This window comes from Actinomyces capricornis (assembly GCF_019974135.1).
In the GTDB taxonomy this organism is placed as follows: Bacteria; Actinomycetota; Actinomycetes; order Actinomycetales; family Actinomycetaceae; genus Actinomyces; species Actinomyces capricornis.
In genome coordinates this window covers 255321-280529 of the sequence record NZ_AP025017.1, presented here as the reverse complement: position 1 = coordinate 280529, position 25209 = coordinate 255321, and the positions used below count along the sequence as shown (strand labels likewise).

16 protein-coding genes are annotated in these 25209 nt (G+C 72.0%); 11 read left to right on the top strand and 5 right to left on the bottom strand.

From position 1 onward, the window contains the following. Nucleotides 1–290: 290 nt before the first annotated feature. Both MANAM107_RS01165 and MANAM107_RS01160 read right to left on the bottom strand, forming a co-directional pair. Nucleotides 291–1640 (bottom strand): Na+/H+ antiporter family protein, encoded by a 1350-nt coding sequence (locus tag MANAM107_RS01165; RefSeq protein ID WP_223910068.1) that lies wholly within the window; start codon nucleotides 1638–1640, stop codon nucleotides 291–293. Between the two features lie 188 nt (nucleotides 1641–1828). After that, the gene (locus tag MANAM107_RS01160; protein ID WP_223910065.1) at nucleotides 1829–2269 is read right to left on the bottom strand and encodes an Lrp/AsnC family transcriptional regulator; all 441 of its coding nucleotides are present in this window, start codon (nucleotides 2267–2269) and stop codon (nucleotides 1829–1831) included. Nucleotides 2270–2458: 189 nt separating this feature from the next. Between MANAM107_RS01160 and ocd the strand changes: the two genes are divergently transcribed. From ocd to ileS, 4 genes are all read left to right on the top strand, one after another. Further along, nucleotides 2459–3538, top strand: a complete 1080-nt coding sequence (ocd, locus tag MANAM107_RS01155; RefSeq protein ID WP_223910062.1) for an ornithine cyclodeaminase — start codon at nucleotides 2459–2461, stop codon at nucleotides 3536–3538. Between the two features lie 85 nt (nucleotides 3539–3623). Beyond that, complete coding sequence (locus MANAM107_RS01150; protein ID WP_223910059.1) at nucleotides 3624–4388, top strand: SDR family oxidoreductase; 765 nt, start codon at nucleotides 3624–3626, stop codon at nucleotides 4386–4388. A gap of 343 nt (nucleotides 4389–4731) precedes the next feature. Then, nucleotides 4732–5418: a hypothetical protein gene (locus MANAM107_RS01145; protein ID WP_223910056.1), complete on the top strand. Its 687-nt coding sequence runs from the start codon at nucleotides 4732–4734 to the stop codon at nucleotides 5416–5418. A 454-nt stretch (nucleotides 5419–5872) separates the two neighbouring features. Further along, nucleotides 5873–9223 carry an isoleucine--tRNA ligase gene (gene ileS / locus MANAM107_RS01140; protein ID WP_223910053.1) on the top strand — a complete coding sequence of 1117 codons (3351 nt, stop codon included), beginning with the start codon at nucleotides 5873–5875 and terminating at the stop codon, nucleotides 9221–9223. A 64-nt stretch (nucleotides 9224–9287) separates the two neighbouring features. On the opposite strand, the gene MANAM107_RS01135 is transcribed toward ileS, so the two are convergent. Then, entirely contained in the window at nucleotides 9288–10040 is a 753-nt protein-coding gene (locus MANAM107_RS01135) for an HAD-IIA family hydrolase (protein ID WP_179900010.1), read from the bottom strand. 349 nt (nucleotides 10041–10389) lie between these two features. Next, the gene (locus tag MANAM107_RS01130) at nucleotides 10390–10932 is read right to left on the bottom strand and encodes a methylated-DNA--[protein]-cysteine S-methyltransferase (protein WP_223910049.1); all 543 of its coding nucleotides are present in this window, start codon (nucleotides 10930–10932) and stop codon (nucleotides 10390–10392) included. Between the two features lie 420 nt (nucleotides 10933–11352). Between MANAM107_RS01130 and MANAM107_RS01125 the strand changes: the two genes are divergently transcribed. The 3 genes from MANAM107_RS01125 (at nucleotide 11353) to MANAM107_RS01115 (ending at nucleotide 17335) form a co-directional block, all read left to right on the top strand. Continuing rightward, the gene (locus MANAM107_RS01125; RefSeq protein ID WP_223910046.1) at nucleotides 11353–13200 is read left to right on the top strand and encodes a bifunctional folylpolyglutamate synthase/dihydrofolate synthase; all 1848 of its coding nucleotides are present in this window, start codon (nucleotides 11353–11355) and stop codon (nucleotides 13198–13200) included. A gap of 246 nt (nucleotides 13201–13446) precedes the next feature. After that, nucleotides 13447–15105 carry an alpha,alpha-phosphotrehalase gene (treC, locus tag MANAM107_RS01120; protein ID WP_223910043.1) on the top strand — a complete coding sequence of 553 codons (1659 nt, stop codon included), beginning with the start codon at nucleotides 13447–13449 and terminating at the stop codon, nucleotides 15103–15105. Between the two features lie 130 nt (nucleotides 15106–15235). Then, complete coding sequence (locus MANAM107_RS01115) at nucleotides 15236–17335, top strand: PTS sugar transporter subunit IIABC (protein WP_223910040.1); 2100 nt, start codon at nucleotides 15236–15238, stop codon at nucleotides 17333–17335. Nucleotides 17336–17463: 128 nt separating this feature from the next. Here the strand turns inward: MANAM107_RS01115 and MANAM107_RS01110 are convergent, their stop codons facing one another. Further along, nucleotides 17464–18261: a UTRA domain-containing protein gene (locus MANAM107_RS01110; protein ID WP_223910037.1), complete on the bottom strand. Its 798-nt coding sequence runs from the start codon at nucleotides 18259–18261 to the stop codon at nucleotides 17464–17466. A 327-nt stretch (nucleotides 18262–18588) separates the two neighbouring features. On the opposite strand from MANAM107_RS01110, the gene ndk reads away from it, so the two are divergent. The 4 genes from ndk (at nucleotide 18589) to ftsY (ending at nucleotide 25128) form a co-directional block, all read left to right on the top strand. After that, nucleotides 18589–19023, top strand: coding sequence for a nucleoside-diphosphate kinase (ndk, locus tag MANAM107_RS01105; protein WP_124933293.1), 435 nt, complete (start codon nucleotides 18589–18591; stop codon nucleotides 19021–19023). 84 nt (nucleotides 19024–19107) lie between these two features. Then, nucleotides 19108–22893, top strand: coding sequence for an AAA family ATPase (locus tag MANAM107_RS01100; RefSeq protein WP_223910032.1), 3786 nt, complete (start codon nucleotides 19108–19110; stop codon nucleotides 22891–22893). 263 nt (nucleotides 22894–23156) lie between these two features. Further along, on the top strand, nucleotides 23157–23543 hold the full coding sequence (locus MANAM107_RS01095; protein WP_179899928.1) for a hypothetical protein: 387 nt from the start codon (nucleotides 23157–23159) through the stop codon (nucleotides 23541–23543). 211 nt (nucleotides 23544–23754) lie between these two features. Further along, nucleotides 23755–25128: a signal recognition particle-docking protein FtsY gene (gene ftsY / locus MANAM107_RS01090; RefSeq protein ID WP_223910029.1), complete on the top strand. Its 1374-nt coding sequence runs from the start codon at nucleotides 23755–23757 to the stop codon at nucleotides 25126–25128. The last annotated feature ends 81 nt before the right edge of the window (nucleotides 25129–25209 follow it).

The window sequence follows — 25209 nt, the reverse complement described above, 5'->3', positions numbered from 1 at the left end:
GGCGATCCTCGGGCGCGGCCCCGATTCCGGCTCTGGCGGGTGTCCTTCGTCGAGGGTGGTGGCCGGGGCCGGTGGGTGGCGCCCCTTCTGACCCGGGGCGGTCCGATGTCGTTTCGCGGAAGAGGCGTCACTTCGCGGAATGGACGTACCTTGCAGGCGTCGCCTTGGTCGCGAAGTGACGCCTGCGTCGCGAAGCGACGTCCCATCGCATCGCCGCCCACTGCCGGCCCCTGCCCGCGGAGCTGCCGCCGTACTGGGCCCCGAGGAAGTGAAGCGCCCCGAGGATCGTGCTAGAGCACCATGGCGGCGATCCACCCGGCGATGAGCAGGGGGATGTTGAAGTGCAGGAAGGTCGGGATGACCGAGTCGCGCATGTGGTCGTGCTGGCCGTCGGCATTGAGGCCCGCCGTGGGGCCGAGCGTGGAGTCCGAGGCCGGCGAGCCGGCGTCGCCCAGGGCCCCGGCCGTGCCGATGAGCGCCACCGTCGCGGTGGGGGAGAAGCCCAGGGCCATGCACAGGGGCACGTAGATCGCCGAGATGATCGGCAGGGTGGAGAAGGACGAGCCGATGCCCATGGTGATGACCAGCCCCACCAGCAGCATGATGACGGCGGCCGCCGCGCGGTTGCCGGAGAACAGCCCGGCGGCGGACTCCACCAGGGATGGGATCTGGCCGGTGGTCTGGAGCACCTGGGCGAATCCCTGGGCGGTGATCATGATGAGGCCGATGAGGGCCATCATTCGCATGCCGCCGGTGAAGACGTCGTCGGCCTCCCTCCAGCCCACCACCCGGGTGGCCATGAACAGGAGCAGGCCCGCCAGGGTGCCGATGAGCAGCGGGTCGGCCTTGGAGTCCAGCATCGTCAGGGCGGTCTGGATGGCGAAGCAGGCCACCACGGCCACCAGCGCCACGGCGATCCTGCGCCGATCGATCTGCGCGGGGGCTGCGGTATCGATCCGAGCCTCGACGTCGTAGGCCCGGGGGCGCCGGTAGGTCACCAGCAGGGCGATGAGCAGGCCGACCGCCATGCCCAGGGCCGGCAGCCACATGGCCCCGATGGGCGAGATGCGCGAGACGTCCAGGCCGGCGCTCTCGATATTGGCGTAGAGGATGTCGTGCAGGAAGACCCGTCCGAAGCCCAGGGGCAGGAACATGTAGGTGGTCACCAGGCCGAAGGTGATGGCGCAGGCCACTGCCCGGCGGTCCATGCCCAGGCGGCTCATGACCACCAGCAGGGGCGGGATCACCAGGGGGATGAAGGCGATATGCACCGGGATGAGATTCTGGCTCATGATCGCCATGGCGACCACCCCGCCCAGCAGTGTCCAGGAGGTGGTGCGCACGATCCTCTCCGAGGTGCTGGCATCCCCGGCGTCCAGGCGGGTGATGAGCCGGTTGGCCAGCAGCTGGGGCAGGCCCGAGTGCGCCACGGACATGGCGAAGGCCCCCAGCAGCGCGTAGGACAGGGCGATCTTGGCGCCGTTGGCCAGCCCCTCCTGGAAGGCGACCATGGTGCCCTCGATCCCCAGGCCGGCGCTCAGCCCGCCCACGAGCGCCCCCACGAACAGGGCGAGGACGACGTGCACGCGCAGTGTCGCCAGGAGGAGCATGACCAGGACGGCGAGGAGAACGGCGTTCATCGGTGGCCTTCTTCCGCTGGGGGAGGCTCGGCAGGAGCCGGGGTGGGCGCGACAACCCTAGAGGCATGCACGGAAGCGGCGTCAAGCCGTCTCTGCCGCCGCTCAACCGGCCTGCCGCACCGCGGGGGCAGGAGGCGCGGGGGCCTCGGCCGCGGGGGCGCCTGCGGCCAGTGGGTCTGGGCGCCGCCTCAGACGAGCACGCTGCGCAGCAGCAGGGAGGTCTCGGAGCGGTAGACCCCGTCCAGGGCGCGGATCCGGGTCAGGACGTGGTCGACCTCGGCCAGGGTGGCCACTGTGATCTCGGCGATGAGGTCCCACTCGCCGTTGGTGGCGTGCAGGCCCGTGATCGCCGGCAGTCCGCGCAGCGCCACGATGGCGGCGTCGGTGTTGTGCCCCTCGATCGCCAGGTGGCAGATGGCGCGGATGGCGGAGTCGTCGGCGTCCTGGGCCACGATGATGGTGAAGCCCTGGATGATGCCGCGGGCCTCCAGGCGCTCGATGCGCTTGGTGATGGTGGCCCGGGTGGTGCCCAGGTCTCGCGCCAGTTCAGCCACTGGTTTGCGGGCGTTCTTGCGCAGGGCTGCGATGAGCCCACGGTCCAGATCATCAAGCACATCTGTGGGGGACATGGGCACATTGTGCACGATATGTACCCTGACTGTCATGAAGTCGTGTGCAAAATGCGCAGCATGTCTCTTGAAGGCGTACAGGCCCGGGGCGTACCTTGAAGGTGTGGAATCTGGGTCCTTGTGCCCTGGAATCCCTCATCCTCACCCGTTAAGGCCCTGCATGGGCCTAGATCTCTTAAGGAGGCAGCCATGCGTTTCGTCGATGTCCCCCACATGGTCCGGTGGATCGAGCACACCGGCCCTCAGGCCATCATCTCCGGCATGATCGACGCCATGGAGCTGGACTTCGCCCGCTGGCACTCCTTCGAGCTCGCCCCCCGCGTGCCCTCCCACTCCGAGCTCGGCGTCATCGAGCTCATGCCCACCTCCGACGGGCGCACCTACAGCGTCAAGTACGTCAACGGCCACCCCTCCAACCCGACCCGCGGCTACCAGACCGTCGTCGCCTTCGGCGTGCTCTCCGACGTCGACAACGGCTACCCCAGGCTGCTGACCGAGATGACCCTCCTGACCGCCCTGCGCACCGCCGCCGCCTCGGGCATGGTCACCCGCCTGCTCGCCCCCGCCGACGCCCGGTGCCTGGGGATGATCGGCGCCGGCTCGCAGTCCGAGTTCCAGGTGCTGGCCAACATGGCGGTCCGCCCCATCGAGCAGGTCCGTGTCTTCGACGTCGACCCCGCCGCCAGCGAGAAGCTCGCCGCCAACCTGGCTCCCCTGGGCATCGAGGTGCGCATCGCCTCCAGCGTCGCCCAGGCCGTGGCCGACGCCGACATCATCACCACCTGCACCGCGGACAAGCGCAATGCCACCGTCCTGCGCCGTGAGGACGTGCGCGAGGGCGTGCACATCAATGCCATCGGAGGGGACTGCCCGGGCAAGACCGAGCTCGACCCCGCCATCCTGGACATGGGGCCGGTCTTCGTGGAGTACAGCCGCCAGACCCGGATCGAGGGCGAGATCCAGGCCAAGCCCCCCTACTTCCCGGTCACCGAGCTGTGGGAGGTCATTACCGGGGCCCGGCCCGGCCGCACCAGCCAGGACCAGACGACGATCTTCGACTCCGTGGGCTTCGCCGTCGAGGACTTCTCCGCCCTGACCTACCTCGACCGCTGCCTGACCGCCCCCGGCGGCGAGCGCTTCTTCACCGGGATCGACCTGCTGGCCGACCCGGCCGACCCCAAGGACCTCTTCGGCATGCTGCGGGGCGGCTCGGTCATGCACGAGCCCCGGATCGCCGAGGACCTCGTCGGCCTCGTCCGCTCCGCCTGAGCCCGCCCCCGGCCCGGGCGCGCCCGAGTGAGGCGCGCCCGGGCGGGTGCTCGCGGCCGCACCGGTGCGGTGGGAGGATTGAGCAATGAGCCTTTCTGCATCCACCAATCCTCCTCGCGCCCTGGTCACCGGTGCCTCCACCGGGATCGGCGCCGCCACCGTCAGACTCCTGCGCACCCACGGCTGGCGGGTCGTGGCCACGGCCCGTCGCCAGGAGCGGCTGGAGGCCCTGGCCGAGGAGACCGGGTGCACCTGGGTGGTCGCCGACCTGCAGAGGGACGACGACGTCGCCCGGCTCGCTGAGGAGGTCCTGGCGGAGGGGCCCGTGGATGCGGTGGTCAATAACGCCGGCGGCGCCCTGGGTGCCGATCCGGTGGCCCAGGGCCGGGTCGAGGAGTGGGCCACCATGTACGAGCGCAACGTCCTGGCGGCGCTGCGCGTCAGCCAGGCTTTCCTGCCCCAGATGCGCGAGCGCGGGGGCGACCTGGTCTTCCTCACCTCGACGGCCGCCCATGCCGCCTACCCCGGAGGGGGCGGGTACGTGGCCGCCAAGCACGCCGAGCGCATCATCGCCGGCACGCTGCGCCTGGAGCTCGTGGGCGAGCCGGTGCGGGTCATCGAGATCGCCCCGGGCATGGTCGCCACCGAGGAGTTCGCCCTCAACCGCTTCCATGGCGATGCCCAGGCCGCCAAGAGGGTCTACGACGGCGTCGCCGAGCCGCTGAGCGCGGAGGATGTGGCCGAGTGCATCGCCTGGGCGCTGGAGCGGCCCGCCCACGTCAACATCGACTCCATGATCGTGCGCCCCCGCGCCCAGGCCTCCAACACGCTCATCGCACGCGACTCCTGAGTGCTGCGCCCGGCGCCGTGATGCCGCAGGCCTCGGGGAGGTCACTGGCTCCACAGGCCTTGCTCTCTGGCCGCACTCCTGCCCTTGACGAGGCAGACCTCCCCCTCTACCCCCGGCGATCCGCGTCGTCGAGGGCGCGGCAGGCGCGGGGGAGGGACGGGGCGCCGGGCGGGCCGAGGGCTTGAGAGGCCCGAGGGGGCCGGCGAGGCGGCGCCGGGGGCTGCCGAGGCTCCCCATCATCACAGGTGGGGCACAGTCGGTGCCTGCCTGGGCCATAGGGGTCCTTCATAGCCTCGGGGCAGCGCCCGGTCAGCCCGGGAGCCTAGAGCATGAGAGGACCGACATGAACGAGCCCACCACGCCCACCCCTGCGGACAGCCCCCGCAGCGCTCCCGGCGACGCCGCCATGGCCGCCCAGGCCCCCGAGGTGATCCCGGCCCAGACCACTGCCGCGAAGGACACCGAGGTCCTCGTGGGCCAGGGCTCCCCGGACACCGAGGTGATCGCCGCCCGGGCCGCCCCGCCCCAGTCGGCCGACCAGGCCGGCCCGCAGGCCGGCGCCTTCGCGGCGGGCCCGGCGATGAGCGCCGCAGCAGGGCCCTTAGGCCCGGCCCGCTCCGACGCCGTCGGCGCCGCAGGCGGGCATCAAGCCCCGGCATGGACCCACCCCGCCGCCGATGCGGAGTCCGCCCCCGGGGGCGATGGCCATTCCGCGCACCCTCTCGGGGCGGCCGATCGGGCGGCTGGCCGGGGATCCGGGAGGAGGGGGCCCAAGTGGCCCAGCCTGGGGCGCCGGGTGGTCGGTGCCGCCGTTGCCGGGATCCTCGCAGTGGGTGTCTTCGGGCTCGGCTGGGCGGCCCACGGACTCCACGACTCCCATGAGGGCTGGTCCCGGGAGGCCGGCACGCGGTCCCAGGGCGGCGATGCCCCGGCGGAGGACGGTATGCGTGCCCCCGGCCCGGGCGGCCCCGCTGACCCCCAGGGATCGGAGCGCTCCGGGCAACGCTCAGGGGGGCCATCAGGGGGCTGACGCACTCCCGCCCTTGACGGCGCAGACCTCCCCCTCCGCCCCCGGCGATCCGCGTCGTCAAGGGCAGGACCGCGGCGGGTGTGGGAGCAGCGCGGTGTGGGCAGGACAACGCCGACGGCGGGGCCCCGCGGCTGGTCCCGCCGTCGCAGCGCCACTACAATCCCCGGCACAAGGCATTGACCCGGCTATCACCGGTGAGCCTCCGGAAGAACAGGGCCGCTGGCGCCAGCGCCGTCGGCCCCCAGTAGAACCGGACGGGACAGCCCGTGACAGCTGGCAACGAAGCGGTCGCACCCGCCCTGCTGGGCCGGGGAAGCGGCAAGCGAGGTGGTACCGCGGCGCGGTGCCCCCGGCGGGCCGGGTCGCACCCAGGCCCACCGGGGCGGCGTCGTCCTCGTCCGGCTCCTGGCACCCGCCAGGGGCGTGGAGCAACGAGCAAGACGAGGCACACCAGATGGCCGAGCACACCGAGCAGACCACCGCGCAGCGCACTGAGCACACCGGCGCCGCCTTCTACCCCCTGCACCGCCCGGGCGAGCATGTCGCCCCCTCGCCCTCCTTCCCGGCCATCGAGCAGGACGTCCTGGCCTACTGGAAGGAGGACGGCACCTTCCAGGCCTCCATCGAGGGCCGCAACGAGCCGTGCGACGAGTTCGTCTTCTACGACGGCCCGCCCTTCGCCAACGGCCTGCCCCACTACGGCCACCTGCTCACCGGCTATGTCAAGGACGCCGTGGGCCGATACCAGACCATGCGCGGCAAGCGGGTCGAGCGCCGCTTCGGCTGGGACACCCACGGCCTGCCCGCCGAGCTGGAGGCCCAGCGCCTGCTGGGCATCGACGACATCTCCGAGATCACCCGCCCCGGCGGCATGGGCATCGAGCGCTTCAACGCCGAGTGCCGCTCCTCGGTGCTGCGCTACACCCGCGAGTGGGAGGACTACGTCACCCGCCAGGCCCGCTGGGTGGACTTCGACAACGACTACAAGACCCTGGACCCCTCCTACATGGAGTCCGTCCTGTGGGCCTTCAAGCAGCTGTGGGACAAGGGCCTGGCCTACCAGGGCTACCGGGTGCTGCCCTACTGCTGGAACGACCGCACGCCCCTGTCCAACCACGAGCTCAAGATGGACGACGACGTCTACCAGGACCGCCAGGACAACACCGTCACGGTGGGCCTGCGCCTGGAGGCGGCCCTGCGCGAGGGGGCCCAGCGCCCCGAGCTGCTCCTCATCTGGACCACCACGCCCTGGACCCTGCCCTCCAACCTCGCCGTGGCCGTGGGCCCCGAGGTCGAGTACGTCACCGTCCACGTCGAGGAGGAGCTGGACTCCCCGGTGGCCGGCCAGGACGTCATCATCGCCAAGGACCTGCTGGGCTCCTACGCCCGCGAGCTGGGGGAGGCGCCCCAGGTGGTCGACACCCGCACGGGCGCCGAGCTGGTGGGCCTGCGCTACCACCCGATCTTCGACTACTTCGACGACGAGGAGCACCGGGCACAGGGCGCCGCCCCCGGGCCCCGGGCCTGGACGATCATCGCCGCCGACTTCGTGACCACCTCCGACGGCACCGGCCTGGTCCACATGGCCTCGGCCTTCGGTGAGGACGACATGATCGCCTGCACCCAGGCCGGGATCGAGACGGTCGTGCCCGTCGACGACGGGGGCTGCTTCACCCCCGAGGTCTCCGACTACGCCGGGCTCCAGGTCTTCGAGGCCAACAAGCCGATCGTGGCCGACCTGCGCGACGCCACCGGCCCCCTGGCCCGCCGCAGTGAGGATCAGCGCGCCGTCCTGGTGCGCCAGGCCTCCTACGTCCACTCCTACCCGCACTGCTGGCGCTGCCGCAAGCCGCTCATCTACAAGGCCGTGTCCTCCTGGTTCGTGCGGGTCACCGCGATCCGCGACCGGATGGTCGAGCTCAACCAGGAGATCGACTGGTTCCCCGGGCACATCAAGGACGGCATCTTCGGCAAGTGGCTGGCCGGGGCGCGCGACTGGTCGATCTCCCGCAACCGCTTCTGGGGCGCGCCCATCCCCGTGTGGGTCTCGGACAACCCGGACTACCCGCGCACCGACGTCTACGGCTCCTACGCCGAGCTCGAGCGCGACTTCGGGGTGGAGGTCACCGACCTGCACCGCCCCTTCATCGACACCCTCGTGCGCCCCAACCCCGATGACCCCACGGGGCGCTCGATGATGCGCCGCATCCCCGATGTGCTGGACTGCTGGTTCGAGTCGGGGGCGATGCCCTTCGCCCAGGTGCACTACCCCTTCGAGAATGTCGAGTGGTTCGAGTCCCACAACCCGGGGGACTTCATCGTGGAGTACATCGGCCAGACCCGCGGCTGGTTCTACACCCTCCACGTCCTGGCCACGGCCCTGTTCGACCGGCCCGCCTTCACCTCCTGCGTCTCCCACGGGATCCTCCTGGGCAACGACGGGGCCAAGATGAGCAAGTCGCTGCGCAACTACCCGGATGTCTCCATGGTCTTCGACCGCGATGGGGCCGATGCCATGCGCTGGTTCCTGCTCTCGGCGCCGGTGATGCGCGGGGGCAACCTGGTGGTCACCGACAAGGCCATCCGCGACACGGTGCGCCAGGTGATGCTGCCGCTGTGGAACACCTGGTACTTCTTCGCCCTCTATGCCGGCGAGGTGGGGCAGGGCGGCTACGTCTCCCGGGGCGTGGACCTCCAGGACCCCTCCCTGTTCGCCAACCGCGGCGGGCTGCATGTCATGGACCGCTACATCCTGGCCCGCACCCGGGACCTGGCCGAGACCGTGGGCGCCCAGATGGACTCCTACGACATCACCGGGGCCTGCGCCACGATCCGCGACTTCATGGATGTGCTGACCAACTGGTACCTGCGCACCTCGCGCCAGCGCTTCACCGAGGGGGAGACCCCCGCCTTCGATACGCTGCACACGGTGCTGCGCACCCTGACCGAGGTGATGGCCCCGCTGGCGCCGCTGGCCGCCGAGGAGATCTGGCGGGGCCTGACCGGTGGGCGCTCGGTGCACCTGGCCGACTGGCCGGTGCTGCCCGCGCACGTCTCCAACGCCCCCCTGGTGGCGGCCATGGATGAGGCGCGCGCCGCGGTCTCGGCGGCCCTGGGCCTGCGCAAGGCCGAGAAGCTGCGAGTGCGCCAGCCGCTGCGCTCCCTGACCATCGCCACCGCCGACCCCGCGGGCCTGGCGCCCTTCAAGGAGCTGGTGGCCGAGGAGGTCAACGTCAAGGAGGTGCGCGTCCTGGACGCGCAGTCGGCCGGTTACGAGGCCACCACGGACCTGGCCCTCAACCCGCGCGCCTTCAGCCCCGAGGTCCGCAAGCTCACCTCCAGGCTCTTCGCCGCCGTCAAGGCCGGGGAGTGGGAGCTGACCGAGGACGGCGATGTGCGCTTCGAGGGGGTCCTGCTCGACGGCGTCCCGGTGGTCCTGGAGGCCGAGGAGTCGGCCTTCACCGTGACCAGCCGTATCGAGGTCGACGACGACGCCCTGGCGGCCACGATGCTGCCCTCGGGCGCCTTCGTCATCCTGGACACGGCCCTGGATGAGGCCCTGGAGGCCGAGGGTTGGGCTCGCGACCTGGTGCGCCTGGTCCAGGACGAGCGCAAGGCGGCCGGACTGCACGTGGGCGACCGCATCCGCATGGAGCTGCGGGTCCCGGCGGACAAGGACGCGTGGACCGGCGCCCACATCGAGTTCATCAAGGGCGAGGTGGGCTGCGCCCAGGCCGCCATTGTCGCCGAGCCCGGCCTGAGCGAGCCCGTGGTGAGCGTGACCAGGGTGGAGGCCGAGGGCTGAGGCTCCCGGCGCCCCGCCGCGGTCGTCGTCGGCCTGCCTACCGGTGGCCGACGACGACCGGGCCTCAGCGCTCGGCCTCGACCAGCTCGATGAGCTCGCCGACCCCCTCGTGGATGCCGAAGGGCCGGAAGGGGAAGGTCTCGATCTGCTCCAGGCGCGTGGAGCCCGAGAGCACCAGGTGGGTGCGCAGGCCCGCCTCGATGCCGGCCTGGATGTCGGTGTCCATGCGGTCGCCCACCATGGCGGCGGCCTCGGAGTGCGCCCCGATCCGGTTGAGCCCGGCGCGGATCATCACCGGATTGGGCTTGCCGATGAAGTAGGGGGCCCGGCCGGTGGCCGCCTGGATCATCGCCGCGATCGAGCCGGTGGCCGGCAGCGCTCCCTCATCGGAGGGGCCGGTGACATCGGGGTTGGTGGCCACGAACTTCGCGCCCGCCTCGATGAGTCGGATCGCCTTGGCCAGGGTGGAGAAGTCGTAGGAGCGGGTCTCGCCCAGCACGACGTACTCGGGGTCCTGATCGGTCATGATGTAGCCCGCCCCGTGCAGGGCGGTGGTCAGGCCCGCCTCCCCGATGACGAAGGCCGTGGACTGCGGGGACTGCTGGGCCAGGAAGGCCGCCGTGGCGTTGGCCGAGGTCCAGATGCGCTCCTCGGGCACGTTGAGACCCGAGCGGGCCAGGCGGGCCGAGAGGTCGCGGTTGGTGAAGATCGAGTTGTTCGTCAGCACCAGGAAGGGCATGTCCTTGCGCTTGAGGGCGTCGAGGAACTGCTGGGCGCCGGGCAGGGCCCGGTTCTCCTTGACCAGGACGCCGTCCATGTCGGAGAGCCAGGCGGTCACGGGTGGGAGCTCGTTGAGGGGCAGGGGCGAGTCGAGCACGGGATTCTCCTCACGGACGGGTGGCAGGCCAGGGGCTCCTGGACGGCCGGATCGATCTGGAAGGCCTGTGGCTCCCACTGTAGGCAAGAAGCCCTGGGCCGTGGCGTGCGCGGCGCGGCAGGGGCCCGCCGGTCATGGTTCCGGCTCCGCCCGGGCCGCAGGCCTCGCCAGGGCTCCGGCCTTGTGCGGTTGGTCCGTCGTCCCGGTGAACGCGGAATCACGTGCAGCCGGGCCGAGGCACTGAGCCGATGGCGGTGGGAGGCCTCACGACGACCAGGCGATGAGGGGATCAGGGGCCGAACAGCCTGCTCGTGTCCGCCCCCTCCATCTCCAGCAGGCGCCGCTTGTTGCCGATGCCCGAGGCGTAGCCGGTCAGGCTCCCGCTGGAGCCCACCACCCGGTGGCAGGGGATGATGAGAGAGATCGGGTTGCGCCCCACGGCGCCGCCCACGGCCTGGGCCGAGACCCGCTCCCGCCCGGTGCGCTGGGCCACCTGCGCGGCGATCTGGGCGTAGGTCATCGTCCGGCCCGGAGGGATGGATCGCAGGATCTCCAGGACCATCCTCCTGAAGGGCGACCCGTCCACGGCCAGGGCCGGGGCAGTGGGGAGCTGTGAGGAGGGCTGCGGGTCTCCGGCCGACCCGCTGAAGTAGGCGTCCAGCCACCGCCGGGTCTCCTGGAGGATCGGCAGGTCCTCGTCCTGCACGGAGTGATCGTCGAGGGTGGCGCGATCGTGCTTCTGCCCGTCGAACCACAGGCCGGTCAGGTGCTCGCCGTCGCTGGCCATCGTCATGGGCCCCAGAGGCGAGTGGTAGTGGCTGTAGTAGTGCATGTGACCCCCTGTGCGCGGCACTGCGGCGAGCCCGGTGAGGTGCCCGGCCCTCCGACGCTCCCAGGTCGGTGGCCGCTGCGCAAGCCTGTCACCCCAGGGCGGACGGCGCCGGAGCGCCGCTGCACATCTTCAGGCGCCGATCCACCTGCCAGTCTCGGCTGGCCCGCAGGATTCCGCGGATCTGCTCCATCGGGCCGGGCTGAAGATGTGCAGCAACCGGGGCGGCCTGGGTGGGGCGGGTCCTGCGATCCCGTGCAGCCCGTCGTCCCCATCGCCCTGCTGAGGAGGGCCCGAGCAGGGATGAGGTCTCGGCGCTGGCAGGGCTGCTTCCGAGCGGGCGCCGGTGTGCTCCAGGGGCGGGGTGCCGGGGTGCGGTAGTGTGCACGGGCCCAGGCAGGCGTGCAGAGGGAGGATGCCGCGATGAGTCAAGAGAAGAACCGGCCCGAGGACGGGGCCGACCACCCGGGAGCGGCCTTCGGCATCCCCAGGGGGGCCACCGGTGAGGAGGTCGTCGACGCCGTCTTCGGGCAGGGCGTCGGAGCGCCGGGAGCCGGGGGGGCGGAGGGCATCGACCCCGAGCTCCTGCCCTACCTGGAGGCTGCGGGCACCGAGGGCGCCAGGATGTCCCTGACCGAGGCCGAGCAGGAGGCGCTGGAGGCCCAGGCCGCCGCCGAGGCCCAGGAGCAGGAGGACCGCGAGGCGCTGCGCGCCCTGGTGGCGGCCAACCTCATCCCCGGAGGGGACATGGACCGCCTCGAGGAGCTCCTGGCCCAGGCCGACGCCGATGACAGCGACGACTGGGAGTCCTGGGAGCCCCAGCTGCCCGAGGCCCCCGCCCCCGGGCTCAGCGAGGAGGAGGTCCACCGCCGCGAGCTCCAGGAGGCCGCGCGCTCCATCGAGGTCGCCGAGCGCATGCGCCAGGTCGAGGCCCAGATCCTGGCCCGCGCCCCCGAGCACCAGGTCCAGCCCTCCCTGGAGCGGGTCGAGATGGTCCTGGACATCCTGGGCAATCCCGAGCGCGGCTACCGCACCGTCCATATCACCGGCACCAACGGCAAGACCTCGACGGCCCGCATGGCCGAGCGCCTCCTGGCGGCCACCGGTATGCGCACCGGCCGCTTCACCTCCCCCCACCTGGCCTCCATCCGCGAGCGCATCGCCCTGGACGGCGAGCCGATCAGCCCCGAGGGCTTCATCGCCGCCTGGGAGGACGTGGCCCCCTATATCGAGATGGTCGATGAGCGCTCCCAGGCCGCCGGCGGGCCGCGCCTGTCCTTCTTCGAGGTGCTCACGGTCATGGCCCTGGCGGCCTTCGCCGACCATCCCGTGGATGTGGCCATCATCGAGGTGGGCATGGGCGGGCGCTGGGACGCCACCAATGTCATCCCCGCCGATATCGCCGTCATCACGCCGGTGGGGCGAGACCATGAGCGCTGGCTGGGCGCCTCCCTGAGCCGGATTGCCGCGGAGAAGGCGGGTGTCATCAAGGAGGGCGGCTGGCTCGTCACCGCCCACCAGGTCCCGGAGGTGCGCGCCGAGATCGAGGCGGCGCTGGCTGCGCACCGCGCGGTGGAGTGGCGCGAGCTCGACCCCCAGGAGGATCCCGCTGAGGCGGGGCCGGGCACCATGGAGGTGGGGGAGCGTCAGGTGGCGGTCGGCGGCCAGCTGGTCACGCTGCGCACGCCCGCGGCGGTCTACCAGGATGTCTTCGTGCCCCTGCACGGGGAGTACCAGGCCCACAACGCCCTGCTGGCCCTGGCGGCCGCCGAGGCGGTCTTCGGCGGCTCGGCGCTGGCGCCGCGGGTGGTGGAGGAGGGCCTGTCCTCAGTGACCAGCCCCGGGCGCCTGGAGGTGCTGCGCTCCTCGCCCTCGGTGCTGGTCGACGCCGCCCACAATCCGCATGGGGTCGAGGCCCTGGTGGCGGCGGTGGAGGAGGTCTTCGGCTTCCGTCATCTGGTGGCCGTGGTGGGCGCGATGGCCGATAAGGATGTCGAGGGGATCCTGGCGGGTCTGGAGCCGGTGACCGATGCCGTCGTGTGCGTGCCCATCGATACGCCGCGGGCCATGGAGGTCGCCGATCTGGCCGAGATCGCCCGGGAGGTCTATGGCGCTGAGCGCGTCGTGGTCGCTGAGACCCTGGGGGAGGGGGTGGAGCAGGCGGTCTCGCTGTCCGAGGGCTTCGATGCCCCGATGACGGCCTCGGGCGTGCTCATCGTGGGCTCGGTGATCCTGGCGGCGCAGGCCAGGGCCCTGTTCGGCTGCGCCTGAGGCGCTGGTGTCGCAGGCGCGGGTCGGCCCCTGTGCCGGGCCGTGCAACCGGTGCGCCCAGAGGGCCCACCGGGTACACGGCCCGGTGGTGATTCCAGGAGCGGGCTGCGCCCCTGAGTGGATGTGTCGCGGGTCATAGGACGCAACCCTTCCCCGCTTGTGCACACAAGTGCATACTTGTGTGCACAAGCGGTTCGGGTGGGTGTCCGCCCCGGGCCTCCAGCCTTCCCCCAGGAGAGCAGCCCCATGTCCTTCCACGACAAGGTCGTGTACCAGATCTATCCCAAGTCCTTCAAGGACACCACCGGCAATGGCGTCGGCGACCTGCGCGGCATCATTGACAAGGCCGACTACATCGCCTCCCTGGGCGTGGACATGGTCTGGCTCAACCCTTTCTTCCCCTCCCCGGGCAACGACAACGGCTACGACGTGTCCGACTACTGCGCCATCGACCCGGCCATGGGCACCATGGAGGACTTCGATGAGATGGTCGCCGCGCTGGCCCAGCGCGGCGTCGGCGTCATGCTCGACATGGTCCTCAACCACACCTCCACCGAGCATGAGTGGTTCCAGCGCGCCCTGGCCGGCGACCCGCACTACCAGGACTACTACATCCTGCGCCCGGCCAAGGAGGACGGCTCGGCCCCGACCAATTGGGTCTCGAAGTTCGGCGGCCCGGCCTGGGCCCCCTTCGGGCAGACCGGGCTGTACTACCTGCACCTGTTCGACACCACGCAGGCCGACCTCAACTGGCGCAACCCCGCTGTGCGCGCCGAGGCCGCCCGTGTGGTCAACTTCTGGCGCGCCCGGGGCGTGCGCGGCTTCCGCTTCGACGTCATCAACCTCATCGGCAAGGACGAGGTGCTGCGCGATGCCCCGGCCGGAACCGACGACCGCGCCATGTACACCGACGGCCCCCTCGTCCACGACTACCTGCGCGAGCTGGCCGCCGCCAGCTTCGGTCAGGACCCCGAGGCCGTGACCGTGGGGGAGATGTCCTCCACCAGCGTCGAGGCCTGCGTGGGCTACTCCAACCCGGACAACCGGGAGCTGGACATGGTCTTCAGCTTCCACCACCTCAAGGTCGACTACGCGGGCGGCGCCAAGTGGACGCGCATGCCCTACGACCTGGCCGCCCTCAAGCGCATCATCGACCAGTGGGCCACCGGCATGCAGGACGGCGGGGGGTGGAACGCCCTGTTCTGGAACAACCACGACCAGCCCCGCGCCATCGACCGCTTCGCCGACCCCCACCACTACCACGCCCGATCGGCCACCATGCTGGCCACCGCCATCCACCTGCTGCGCGGCACGCCCTACATCTACATGGGCGAGGAGATCGGCATGACCGACCCCGACTACCTCACCATCGAGGACTATGTCGACGTCGAGGCCCGCAACGCCTACGACGAGCTCATCGCCGGGGGGATGGAGCCGGGCGAGGCCTTCGCCACCGTCCACGCCAAGGCCCGGGACAATGCCCGCACCCCCATGCAGTGGGACTCCTCCCCGGGCGCGGGCTTCACCCAGGGCACCCCCTGGCTGCGACCCACTAACCAGGAGCGCATCAACGTCGCCGACCAGGAGCGCGAGGGGGTGATCCTGCCCTACTACCGCCGCCTGGTGGCCCTGCGCAAGCAGTACCCCGTGATCGCCCACGGCCGCTACGAGCCCTGGGCCGCCGAGCACCCCGACGTCCTGGCCTACACCCGCGAGCTGGACGGCACGCGCCTGCTGGTGCTGTGCAACTTCCGCGGACATGAGACCAGTGTCGAGGTCCCCCGGGACCTCGCCGGAGCACAGGTGCTCCTGACCAACACCGAGGACCGCGAGCGCCTCGACCGGGCTCCCGCCGCGGGGAGCCTGACCCTGGGCCCCTACGAGGCCCTGGCGCTGATCAGCTGACAACGGCTGACGACGACCGACGGCGCACGACCGGGATCGGCGCCGCATCGGAGGCCTGGCGCCTCCTCCCACCCCACCCAGACCCACCGCCTGTGCCGCGGTGCCCCCGTGCCAGCGAAAGGAACCTGTCATGTCCCACCCCGCAACGGACCGCCAGGTCCGGATCGTCTCCCCCGTGGAGGGAACGGTCCTGGACCTGGGCGATGTCCCCGACCCGGTGTTCTCCTCCAAGGCCGTGGGCGATGGGCTCGGCGTCGAGCCCGACCCCGCCGCCGCCAGCGTGGAGATCCTCTCCCCGGTGCAGGCCACCGTCACCATGGTGGCGGGCACCGGCCACGCCGTCGGCATGAAGACCGACTCCGGCCTGGAAGTCCTCCTCCACCTGGGAGTGGACACCGTCGAGCTGGAGGGCAAGCCCTTCAACCTCAGCGTCAGCGTGGGCGACACGCTCGAGGCCGGCCAGCGCCTGGGCACCATGGACCTGGCCGCCGTGCGCGAGGCCGGCAAGGCCACCACCGCCATCGTGGTGCTGACCAACACCATGACCCACCTGGGCTCCCTGGAGGTGAGCACCGGCGCTGCCAAGGCCGGTGACGCCGTGGCCACCGCCACGCTCAAGGGCGAGGAAGCCGAGGATGCCCCCGAGGCCTCCGGCGCGGCAGTGGCCGCCAGCGGCGAGCGCACCGATGGGCTGACCGGCTTCGACGCCACCGCGGCCGACATCATCGCCGGCATCGGCGGGGCTGAGAACGTCCGCAACGTCATCCACTGCATCACCCGCGTGCGCTTCTACCTTAAGGACGAGTCCATCGCCGACGATGCCGCTGTCTCCGGCCTCGACGACGTTATCGACGTGGTCAAGTCCGGCGGCCAGTACCAGGTGGTCATCGGCCCCGAGGTGGTCGACGTCTACGAGGCGGTCGTCGCCCAGCTGCCAGGCATGGGCGCGGCAGCCGAGGAGGATGTGGAGGTCGTCGAGCGCCCCTCGACGCCGTGGGGCTGGGTCAAGCTCGGCTTCTCCTCCCTCATCGGGGTCATCACCGGCTCCATGATCCCGGTGGTCGGCATGCTGGCGGCCTCCGGCATCCTCAAGGGGATCCTGGCGCTGCTCACCCAGTTCGAGCTCGTTGTCTCCGACTCCGACACCTACCGGCTCATCGATGCCATGAGCTCCTCGATGTTCTTCTTCCTGCCCATCATCGTGGGCTTCACCGCCGCCCGGCGCCTGGGCGCCGACCCCATCGTGGTGGCCATCATCGGTGGCGTGCTGTGCTACCCCTCGGTGGTGGGCATGTCTAATCCGGACAATGTCACGAAGGTCGTCGGTGAGGACGGCTCGGTGACATACGAGGAGACCTACCACGTGATCGCGCAGGTCGGTCAGACGGTCTTCAATGCCGAGTTCTTCGGCATCCCGGTGTCCCTGCCCGAGGGCAACGCCTACGCCTTCTCGATCTTCCCCATCATCGTGGCCGCCTGGCTGGCCTCCAAGATCGAGCCGGTGCTCAAGCGGATGATCCCCGCCGTCGTGCGCTCCATCTTCATGCCGCTGATCGAGATCTTCGTGGTCTCCTCCCTCGTCCTGCTGGTCTTCGGACCCATCGTCATGTTCATCTCCGGTGGGATCGCGGCCCTGATCAACGCGGTGCTGTCCTTCAACTACGCCCTGGCTGGCCTGCTCATCGGGGGCTTCTACCAGTGCCTGGTCATCTTCGGCCTGCACTGGGCGGTCATCCCGCTGATCTCCTCGGAGCTGGCCGCCACCGGCAGCTCCCACCTCAACGCCATCGTCTCGGCCACGATGATCGCCCAGGGTGGCGGCGCCCTGGCCGTGTGGGCCAAGATCAGGAAGGCCAAGATCCGCGGCATGGCGGGCACGGCCACGATCTCCGCCTTCTGCGGGGTCACCGAGCCGGCCATGTACGGCCTCAACCTCAAGTACGGCCGGATCTTCATCACCGCCTCCCTGGGCGGTGCCGCCGGAGGCCTGCTCACCGGCCTGCTGGGGGTCAACATGTACGGCTTCACCGGCGGCTTCGTCGGATTCCCGTCCTTCGTCAACCCCGAGGGCATCGACGCCGGCTTCACCGGTTACTGGATCGCCTCGGCCGCCGCCCTGCTGGTCTCCTTCCTGGCCACCTACTTCTTCGGCTTCAAGGAGGCCGACTTCGAGACGGCCAGGGAGGTCAAGAAGGTCCGCCTGGGCAACCGCGAGCCGGTCGCCAAGTAGCACCCGCGGTACTACCCGCCGCGCCTGCCGTGTCCTGGGATCGCGGGCCGCAGCCACATCGGCTGCGGCCCGCGACCGCGTTGTTGCCGGTGCTGTGCCCCGTGGGTGCCTCGGGGGCGCCGGGCGGCCTACTGGCCGTGGTGGAGGGGCAGGCGGTGGGCGGTGGCCTGGAAGGTGAAGTCCACGGGGGAGTGGCGCGAGCGGGTGTACTCAAAGGGCCTGCCGGCCGAGTCGAAGACGGTGGAGGCCACCACCACCACGCAGTCCATGCCTCCCAGGTGGAGGAATTGGCGGTCCTGGGGGCTGGCGTGGTCCACTCTGACCTCGCGGCTGGCCGTGGCCACCCGGATCCCCAGCTCGCCCTCGATGTAGCGGTAGACCGAGGCCTCCACGATCTGCTGGGACAGGCCCGGCACCATCTCGGCCAGGAAGCAGCTGCGGTCGCGGATGAGGGGGACGTTGTCGATGAGCCGCAAGCGCTCGACGACGGTGATCGGCGCCCCCTGGGCCAGGCCGCTGGCGGCGGCGAGGTCGGGGTCCACTGTGGTGCGCTCCAGGGAGATCATGTGGGTGGCGAGTGTGATGTCCAGGCGGGAGGCGGCCTCGCTCATGGACTCGATGCCACCGATGGTGAAGGTCGAGGCCGGGCGGGAGCGGTGGATGACCTGCACCCCCCGGCCCTGCATGGTCTGGACCAGGCCCTGGGCCACCAGCAGGGCGATGGCCTTGCGCACGGTGTTGCGCGTGCAGTCGAACTCCTGGGCCAGCGCGTTCTCCGAGGGCAGGTACTCCAGGAAGCCGTAGTAGCCCGAGGTGATGCGCTCATGGAGGTCCTGGAAGATCTGATCGTACTTGGCCTGGGCCACCGAGGGCTCCTCCTGCTGCATGCGGCGGACGTGCCGGATCGGCACTGGGGTTGTGCGCACAAGTATGGTGCTCCGGGCGCTGCCCGGCGGCACCGACACGACCCGCACGAAGAGCGCATACAGGTCTGTGACCCCCGCGTTCCCAGCACGTGACCTGACCCTTGGGCGACCCGTCTGCGGACCGCCGGTGGCCCGCACCGCCCAGCCGGCCCTGCGCCGCCCGGTACCGGTCCCGTGCCGGCTCTGGCGGCCGCCCCGATGGCATGCACTTGCGCTGGTGGCGGGCCCGTGCGCACCATGACGCCACTGCCCTGCCCCACGCCTGGGCAGGCCGCCCCCAGGCTCGGCGGGCCACGGCCACCGAGCGGACCCCGAAAGGACAGCCCCATGCCCCAGCCCACCGGCCGCATCCTCATCCTCATCAAGCCCGACGCCGTCGAGCGCCGACTCACCGGTGAGATCCTGCGCCGCATCGAGGCCAAGGGCTACGACCTGACCGCGCTCAAGGTCGTCACCCCCACCCCCCAGATCCTGGCCGAGCACTACGCCGAGCACGTGGAGCGCCCCTTCTACCCCGGCATCGTGGAGTACATGACCTCCGGGCCCGTCGTGGCGGCCGTGGCCGAGGGCCACCGCGTCGTGGAGGGCGTGCGCTCCCTCATGGGCCCCACCGACCCCACCACCGCCGCCCCCGGCACCATCCGCGGCGACCTGGGGCGCGACTGGGGCACCAGCGCCATCAAGAACCTCGTCCACGGCTCGGACTCCGAGGACTCCGCCGCCCGCGAGATCGCCATCTGGTTCCCCGAGCTCGACAGCTGATCCCTGATGGGGCCCCGGCGGGGCCGGGCCGGGCCGGCGCCGTGGCTGCCCGCCCGGCCCCGGCCCGCCCGCTATGGTGGCCCCGTGCATCTCAAGACGTTGACGATCAAGGGATTCAAGTCCTTCGCCTCGTCAACCACCCTCCGCCTGGAGCCGGGTATCACCGCGGTGGTGGGCCCCAACGGCTCGGGCAAGTCCAATGTCGTGGACGCCCTGACCTGGGTGATGGGGGAGCAGGGGGCCAAGAACCTGCGCGGGGGCTCCATGGCCGACGTCATCTTCGCCGGCGCCGGATCCCGGCCCGCCCTGGGGCGCGCCGAGGTGTCCCTGACCATCGACAACTCCGACGGCGCCCTGCCCATCGACTACACCGAGGTCACCATCTCGCGCACCCTCTTCCGCGGCGGAGGCAGCGAATACCACATCAACGGTACCCAGTGCCGCCTCCTGGACGTCCAGGAGCTCCTGTCCGACACCGGCCTGGGCCGCCAGATGCACTCCATCGTCGGCCAGGGCCAGCTCGACGCCGTCCTGAGCGCCACGCCCGAGGACCGGCGCGGCTTCATCGAGGAGGCCGCCGGGGTCCTCAAGCACCGCAAGCGCAAGGAGCGGGCCCTGCGCAAGCTGGAGTCCATGAGCGCGGACCTGTCCCGCGTGGCCGATCTGGCCCAGGAGCTGCGCCGCCAGCTGGGCCCCCTGGCCCGCCAGGCGGCCGTGGCCCGCCGCGCCCGCACCATCCAGGTCGAGGTCCGCGACGCCTCGGCCCGCCTGCTGGCCGACGACGTCGTCCAGGCCCAGTCCCTCCTGGAGGCCGGACAGGAGGACTCCGCCGTCCTGGACCGCCGCCGCGCCGAGGCCCAGGAGGCCGAGACCGGCGCCCGCGCCCGCCTGGCCGCCCTGGCCCAGGACGAGGCCGCCTGCGCCCAGCGGCTGTCCCGGGCCGCCGAGGTGTGGCAGGACCTCACCGGTGCCGCCCAGTCCCTGGCGGCACTGGAGCAGGTCGCCGCCGAGCGGGTGCGGCTGCTGGCCTCGGCCACCGCCCCGCCGCGGGGAACCGACCCCGCCGAGCTCGAGCGCCGAGCCCAGGAGGCCGCACAGGAGGAGGACGACCTGGCCCAGGCCGTCCAGGAGGCCGGCGCCGCACTGGAGCAGGCCGAGCGCCGGCGCAGCGAGGCCGAGGCCGCCGAGGCCCACACCGAGCAGCGGCTGGTCGCCCTTCAGCGCCAGGCCGCCGAGCACCGCGAGACCCTGGCCCGCGCCGGGGGCCGCCTGGCCTCGGCCCGCAGCCGCCACGAGGCCTCCCAAGCCGCCCTGGACCATGCCCGCGCCTCCCTGGAAGCCGCCCAGGAGCGCCAGGCCCGCGCCGAGGCCGAGCTCGCCCAGACCCGGCACGACCAGAGCGGCGGCGCCGCCGAGGACGGCGCCGAGGACGCCAGCGGGCCGGGCCCCGGGAGCCGAGGCGGCCCTGACAGTGGCACCGACAGTGGGGCAGGCTCCCCCGGGGAGGGCGTCGCCGGGGCCGGCCTGGCCGCAGCCCAGGCCGCCGCCGCCCACGAGCAGGCCACCGCGGAGGTGGCCCGCGCCCGCCAGGCCGTCTCCCAGGCCACCGACGCGCGCCGGGAGGCCGCCTCGGAGCGGGCCACCTGGACCGCCCGGCGCGACACCCTGGCCCTGTCCCTGCGCAGCCAGGACGGCACCGAGGCGCTCCTGGAGGCCGGCATCGGCGGAGTGCTGGGGCCCCTGGCCGAGCACATCGAGGTCGAGCGCGGCTGGGAGAACGCCGTGGCCGCGCTCCTGCGCGACCTGGCCGGGGCGGGGCTGGCCCGGGACGCCGCCACCGCCTACGCCGCCCTGGAGCGCTCGCGGGAGGAGGACATGGGGGCAGTGAGCCTGGTCCTGGCCGCCGATGACCTGCCACCAGGACCCCCGGCGCCCGCCGGCGAGCCCCCGGTGCCGGGGAGCCGCCCGGCCGCTGGACTGGTCAGTGCCGCTGACCGGGGGCTGGCCCAGGTGCTCGCCCACCTCCTGGCTGGCGCCTGGGTGGTGGAGGACATGGAGGCCGCCCGGGCGCTGCGCGAGCGCGTGCCGAGCGCCGTGGTGGCCACCCGCGCCGGGGACGTGCTGGCCCCCGGCTGGGTGGTGGGCGCCGGCCGGGGGGCCTCCTCCATCCTGGAGCTGGCCGCCGCCCATGAGGAGGCCCAGGCCCAGGCTCAGGCCGCGGCCCACGCCGAGGCCCAGGCCGATGAGGAGCTGGTGCGGGCCCGGCAGGCCGAGGAGGCCGCCCGCCAGTACCTGGGCGAGGCGCTGACAGCCCTGCGCCGGGCTGACGCCGAGGCCGCTCGCGCCGCCGAAACCATCGCCCGCCTGACCTCCGCCGCCCACGCCGCAGGACAGGAGACCGAGCGCGCCCAGCGCGTCCTGGAGCGGGCCCGGGATGAGGCCGCCACACGCACCGCCGAGCTGGCCGCGGCCACCACCGCCCTGGCCGAGATCGAGGACCGGCAGGACGGGCAGGGCCAGCAGGCCGATGGGGCCCTGGAGGAGGCGGGCCGGGCCCGCCAGGAGGCCGCCGCGGCCGCCAGGCAGGCCAGGTCCCAGGAGACCGAGGCGCGTCTGGCCCTGCGCACGGCCGAGGAGCGCGAGCGCTCCCACCGGGGCCGGGCCGACTCGCTGCGCGCCGCGGCCCGCCGCGAGCGCGAGGCGCGCCTGGCTGCCGAGCGGGCCGCCGCCCAGCGCTCAGCCCAGCTGGAGGTGGCCGCGCAGGTGCGCGACCGGGCCCGCGCCGCCGCGCAGGTGGCTGATGACAGCGCCCGCCAGGCCGCCGAGGAGCGCCGCGCCGCCCAGGACGAGCGCACCCGGGTGGCGGCCGAGACCAGCGGGGCCCGCGAGGAGATCGACGCCCTGGTCAAGGAGCTGGCCATGCTCACCGACGCCGCCCACCGCGAGGAGGTGGCCCGTGCCGAGCAGCGCATGCGCCTGGAGGCACTGGCCGAGCGGGCCATGAGCGAGCTCGGCGTGGAGATCGAGGCCCTGGTGGAGGAGTACGGGCCGCATATGCCGGTGCCCGACGTCGTCGACGCCCCGGATGAGGATCCGGGTGGTGCCGGGGCGCAGGAGACCGAGCGCCAGCGCAGTGGCCGGCCGGATGACCAGCACGGGGGCCTGGCCGAGCAGCGGCAGGCGGGCAGGGAGTCGGCCCGCGGCGCCGGCAGGCCCTATGTGCGCGCCGAGCAGGAGAAGCGCCTGGCCAGGGCCACGCGCGACCTGGCCCGGCTGGGCCGGGTCAACCCCCTGGCCCTGGAGGAGCATGCCGCCCTGGAGCAGCGCCACCAGTTCCTCGCCGAGCAGCTGGCCGACCTCAAGCGCTCCCGCGATGACCTGCTGAGCATCGTCGAGGAGGTCGATGCCCGCGTCCAGGAGGCCTTCGCCCTGGCATACCAGGACACCGCCCGGGAGTTCGCCGGCGTCTTCGACCGGCTCTTCCCCGGGGGGCAGGGGCGCCTGGTGCTCACCGACCCCCAGGACATGCTCACCACCGGCATCGAGATCGAGGCCCGCCCCGCCGGCAAGAAGGTCAAGCGCCTCTCCCTGCTCAGCGGCGGGGAGCGGTCACTGGCGGCGGTGGCCCTGCTGGTGGCGATCTTCAAGGCCCGCCCCTCGCCCTTCTACGTCATGGATGAGGTCGAGGCGGCCCTGGATGACACGAACCTGGGCCGGCTGCTGGAGATCTTCACCGAGCTGCGCGCCTCCAGCCAGCTCATCATCATCACCCACCAGAAGCGCACCATGGAGGTGGCCGATGCCCTCTACGGCATCACCATGCGCGAGGGCATCACCAAGGCCGTCTCCCAGCGCCTGGCCCGGCAGTGAGCAGCGGCGCTGGTGAGCCAGTGGGCAGCGGGTGGCAGTGCGTGGCGGGGTGCGAGACCGGCCCGCTGCGGCGGGGCGTTGATCCTGCCACAGCACAAACTGAGCGAACCCTGGGATTGTGGCATTGGAATGCTGAAAGATGACCAAGTGCTCCCAGGGCAATCATGAGTGGGACTCAGGTATTTATCAGGAGAGGCTGTTTGTTGCTCGACATCTGCGGGTAAGGCTTGGGTTTTGGGTGAAGCCAGGGCACAATCCTACCTATGGGTGCCATGATCATTCCGCTCGCCGTTGTCCTGGTGGCGGGGCTCATTGTTCTGGGTCTCGTCGTCGCCGACCGATATCCGATCTCCACCTGGCCTGCGCGCATCCGCCGCCTCGTTGAGGATGCCCGCCAGGAGGAGGAGCCCGTGGAGGTCGTGCCCCAGGAGGTGCGCCTGTCCGACCTCATGACCCGCGAGGGCCCCTCGGCCTACACGCGCACCGACTCCTTCGAGGGCCTGGTCTCCGTGGTCGACCGCGCCCTGGACACCGCCGAGAGGGCCAAGGAGACCGCCGGCACCAAGGCCCAGGAACTGGAGGCGCGCCGCCAGGCCGCCCGGCGCGCCAAGGCCCAGGTCCCCCAGCACTCCAGGCCGGTCAAGGGCTGAGCCCCCTGCCCTGCGGCGGCGCGTCCGCCCGGCTGGCGCGGCATGAGGCATCCATATGAGGCATCCATGGCGCCCCGGGCGAGCATCCCGCCGCAAGGGGCGCCGCGCGCCAGTCGGTGACGTCCGGCCAGTGAACCCCTATCAGTGAACATCGGGCGCAACCTCTGCCAACACCCTGCCCGCCCCCGCGGGGATCGTGCATGATGAGGCCATGGAGCCCATCCTCATCGTTGCCGTTGTCCTGGCCGTCCTCGCCCTGGTAGGAGGTCTGTGGCTCTTCGTGGGCCGCAGGCGTGGAGGCCGGGTCCCCGAGGAGATCAGCGCCCACAAGCCCACCAGGCTCGACGACCTCTTCCCGCCCGAGGGTGAGCCCGCCGCGGGCGAGGAGGCTGCCGGGGAGACGGCCGAGGGCGCTGCGCAGGCGCCCGCCGCCACCCTGGAGCGGCCCGAGTCCATCCCCGGGCGCATGCAGCGCCTGCGCGCCCGCCTGGCCGGCTCCGGCGGCTTCGGCAAGGCGATCCTCTCAGTGCTCTCGCGCGGTGACCTGTCCGAGACCGACTGGGAGGAGATCGAGGACACCCTGCTGACCTCCGACCTGGGCATCGAGGTCACCACCGCGCTCATGGACCAGTTGCGCACCCAGGCCAAGGTGCTCGACACCTCCGATCCGCAGGCGGTGCGCGAGGTCCTGCGCGCCGAGCTGCTGGCCCTGGTCGACCCCTCCCTGGACCGCTCCTTGAACCTGGAGCGCCCCGGTGCCCCGGCGGCGCAGGCCGGTGACCCCTCTGAGGCCGAGGCCCTCGATGCCGGCGCCGATGACGCCGATGACCAGGCCGCCGAGGATGTTCAGGCCCCCGCTGAGGCGGAGGAGCCAGCGCAGGACGGTGAGGCAGGGGCGGTTAAGGATGCCGGTGCCGATGATGCCCGCGCGGCGGACCGGTCCGAGGGCGCCGCGGCCCCCGGGGCCCAGGGCGGCCCGGCCGCCGCCATCCTCATGGTCGGGGTCAACGGCACCGGCAAGACCACCACCTGCGGCAAGCTCGCCCGCGTCCTGGTGGCCCAGGACAAGACCGTCGTCCTGGGTGCCGCCGACACCTTCCGGGCCGCCGCCGCCGAGCAGCTGGCCACCTGGGGGGAGCGCGTGGGCGTGGAGGTCGTGCGCTCCGAGCGCGAGGGCGCCGACCCCGCCTCGGTGGCCTTCGACGCCGTGCGCCAGGCCGCCGACCAGGGGGCCGACGTCGTCGTGGTCGACACCGCCGGGCGGTTGCAGAACAAGGCAGGCCTCATGGACGAGCTGGGCAAGATCAAGCGCGTCATGGAGAAGGTCGCCCCCGTCGGCGAGGTCCTCCTGGTCCTGGATGCCACCACCGGGCAGAACGGCATGCGCCAGGCCCAGGTCTTCTCCGAGGCGGTGGGCATTACCGGCATCGTGCTGACCAAGCTCGACGGCACCGCCAAGGGCGGCATCGTCGTCACCGTGCAGAAGGAGCTGGGCGTGCCCGTCAAGCTCGTCGGCCTGGGCGAGGGCGCCGACGACCTGGCGCCCTTCGACCCCGAGGGCTTCGTCGACGCCCTCCTGGGCTGAGACCCCCACCCGATCGCCGGCCCCGCGAGCACCGCGGGGCCGGCGATGTGCTGCCGGGCGCAGGAGCCTGCGCTAGCATAG

Excerpts from the sequence above, each read along its gene's own strand:
- MANAM107_RS01165 (WP_223910068.1), bottom strand. The coding sequence starts at position 1,640 with ATGAACGCCGTTCTCCTCGCCGTCCTGGTCATGCTCCTCCTGGCGACA.
- MANAM107_RS01160 (WP_223910065.1), bottom strand. The coding sequence starts at position 2,269 with ATGTCCCCCACAGATGTGCTTGATGATCTGGACCGTGGGCTCATCGCA.
- ocd (WP_223910062.1), top strand. The coding sequence starts at position 2,459 with ATGCGTTTCGTCGATGTCCCCCACATGGTCCGGTGGATCGAGCACACC.
- MANAM107_RS01150 (WP_223910059.1), top strand. The coding sequence starts at position 3,624 with ATGAGCCTTTCTGCATCCACCAATCCTCCTCGCGCCCTGGTCACCGGT.
- MANAM107_RS01145 (WP_223910056.1), top strand. The coding sequence starts at position 4,732 with ATGAACGAGCCCACCACGCCCACCCCTGCGGACAGCCCCCGCAGCGCT.
- ileS (WP_223910053.1), top strand. The coding sequence starts at position 5,873 with ATGGCCGAGCACACCGAGCAGACCACCGCGCAGCGCACTGAGCACACC.
- MANAM107_RS01135 (WP_179900010.1), bottom strand. The coding sequence starts at position 10,040 with ATGGACGGCGTCCTGGTCAAGGAGAACCGGGCCCTGCCCGGCGCCCAG.
- MANAM107_RS01130 (WP_223910049.1), bottom strand. The coding sequence starts at position 10,932 with ATGCACTACTACAGCCACTACCACTCGCCTCTGGGGCCCATGACGATG.
- MANAM107_RS01125 (WP_223910046.1), top strand. The coding sequence starts at position 11,353 with ATGAGTCAAGAGAAGAACCGGCCCGAGGACGGGGCCGACCACCCGGGA.
- treC (WP_223910043.1), top strand. The coding sequence starts at position 13,447 with ATGTCCTTCCACGACAAGGTCGTGTACCAGATCTATCCCAAGTCCTTC.
- MANAM107_RS01115 (WP_223910040.1), top strand. The coding sequence starts at position 15,236 with ATGTCCCACCCCGCAACGGACCGCCAGGTCCGGATCGTCTCCCCCGTG.
- ndk (WP_124933293.1), top strand. The coding sequence starts at position 18,589 with ATGCCCCAGCCCACCGGCCGCATCCTCATCCTCATCAAGCCCGACGCC.
- MANAM107_RS01095 (WP_179899928.1), top strand. The coding sequence starts at position 23,157 with ATGGGTGCCATGATCATTCCGCTCGCCGTTGTCCTGGTGGCGGGGCTC.
- ftsY (WP_223910029.1), top strand. The coding sequence starts at position 23,755 with ATGGAGCCCATCCTCATCGTTGCCGTTGTCCTGGCCGTCCTCGCCCTG.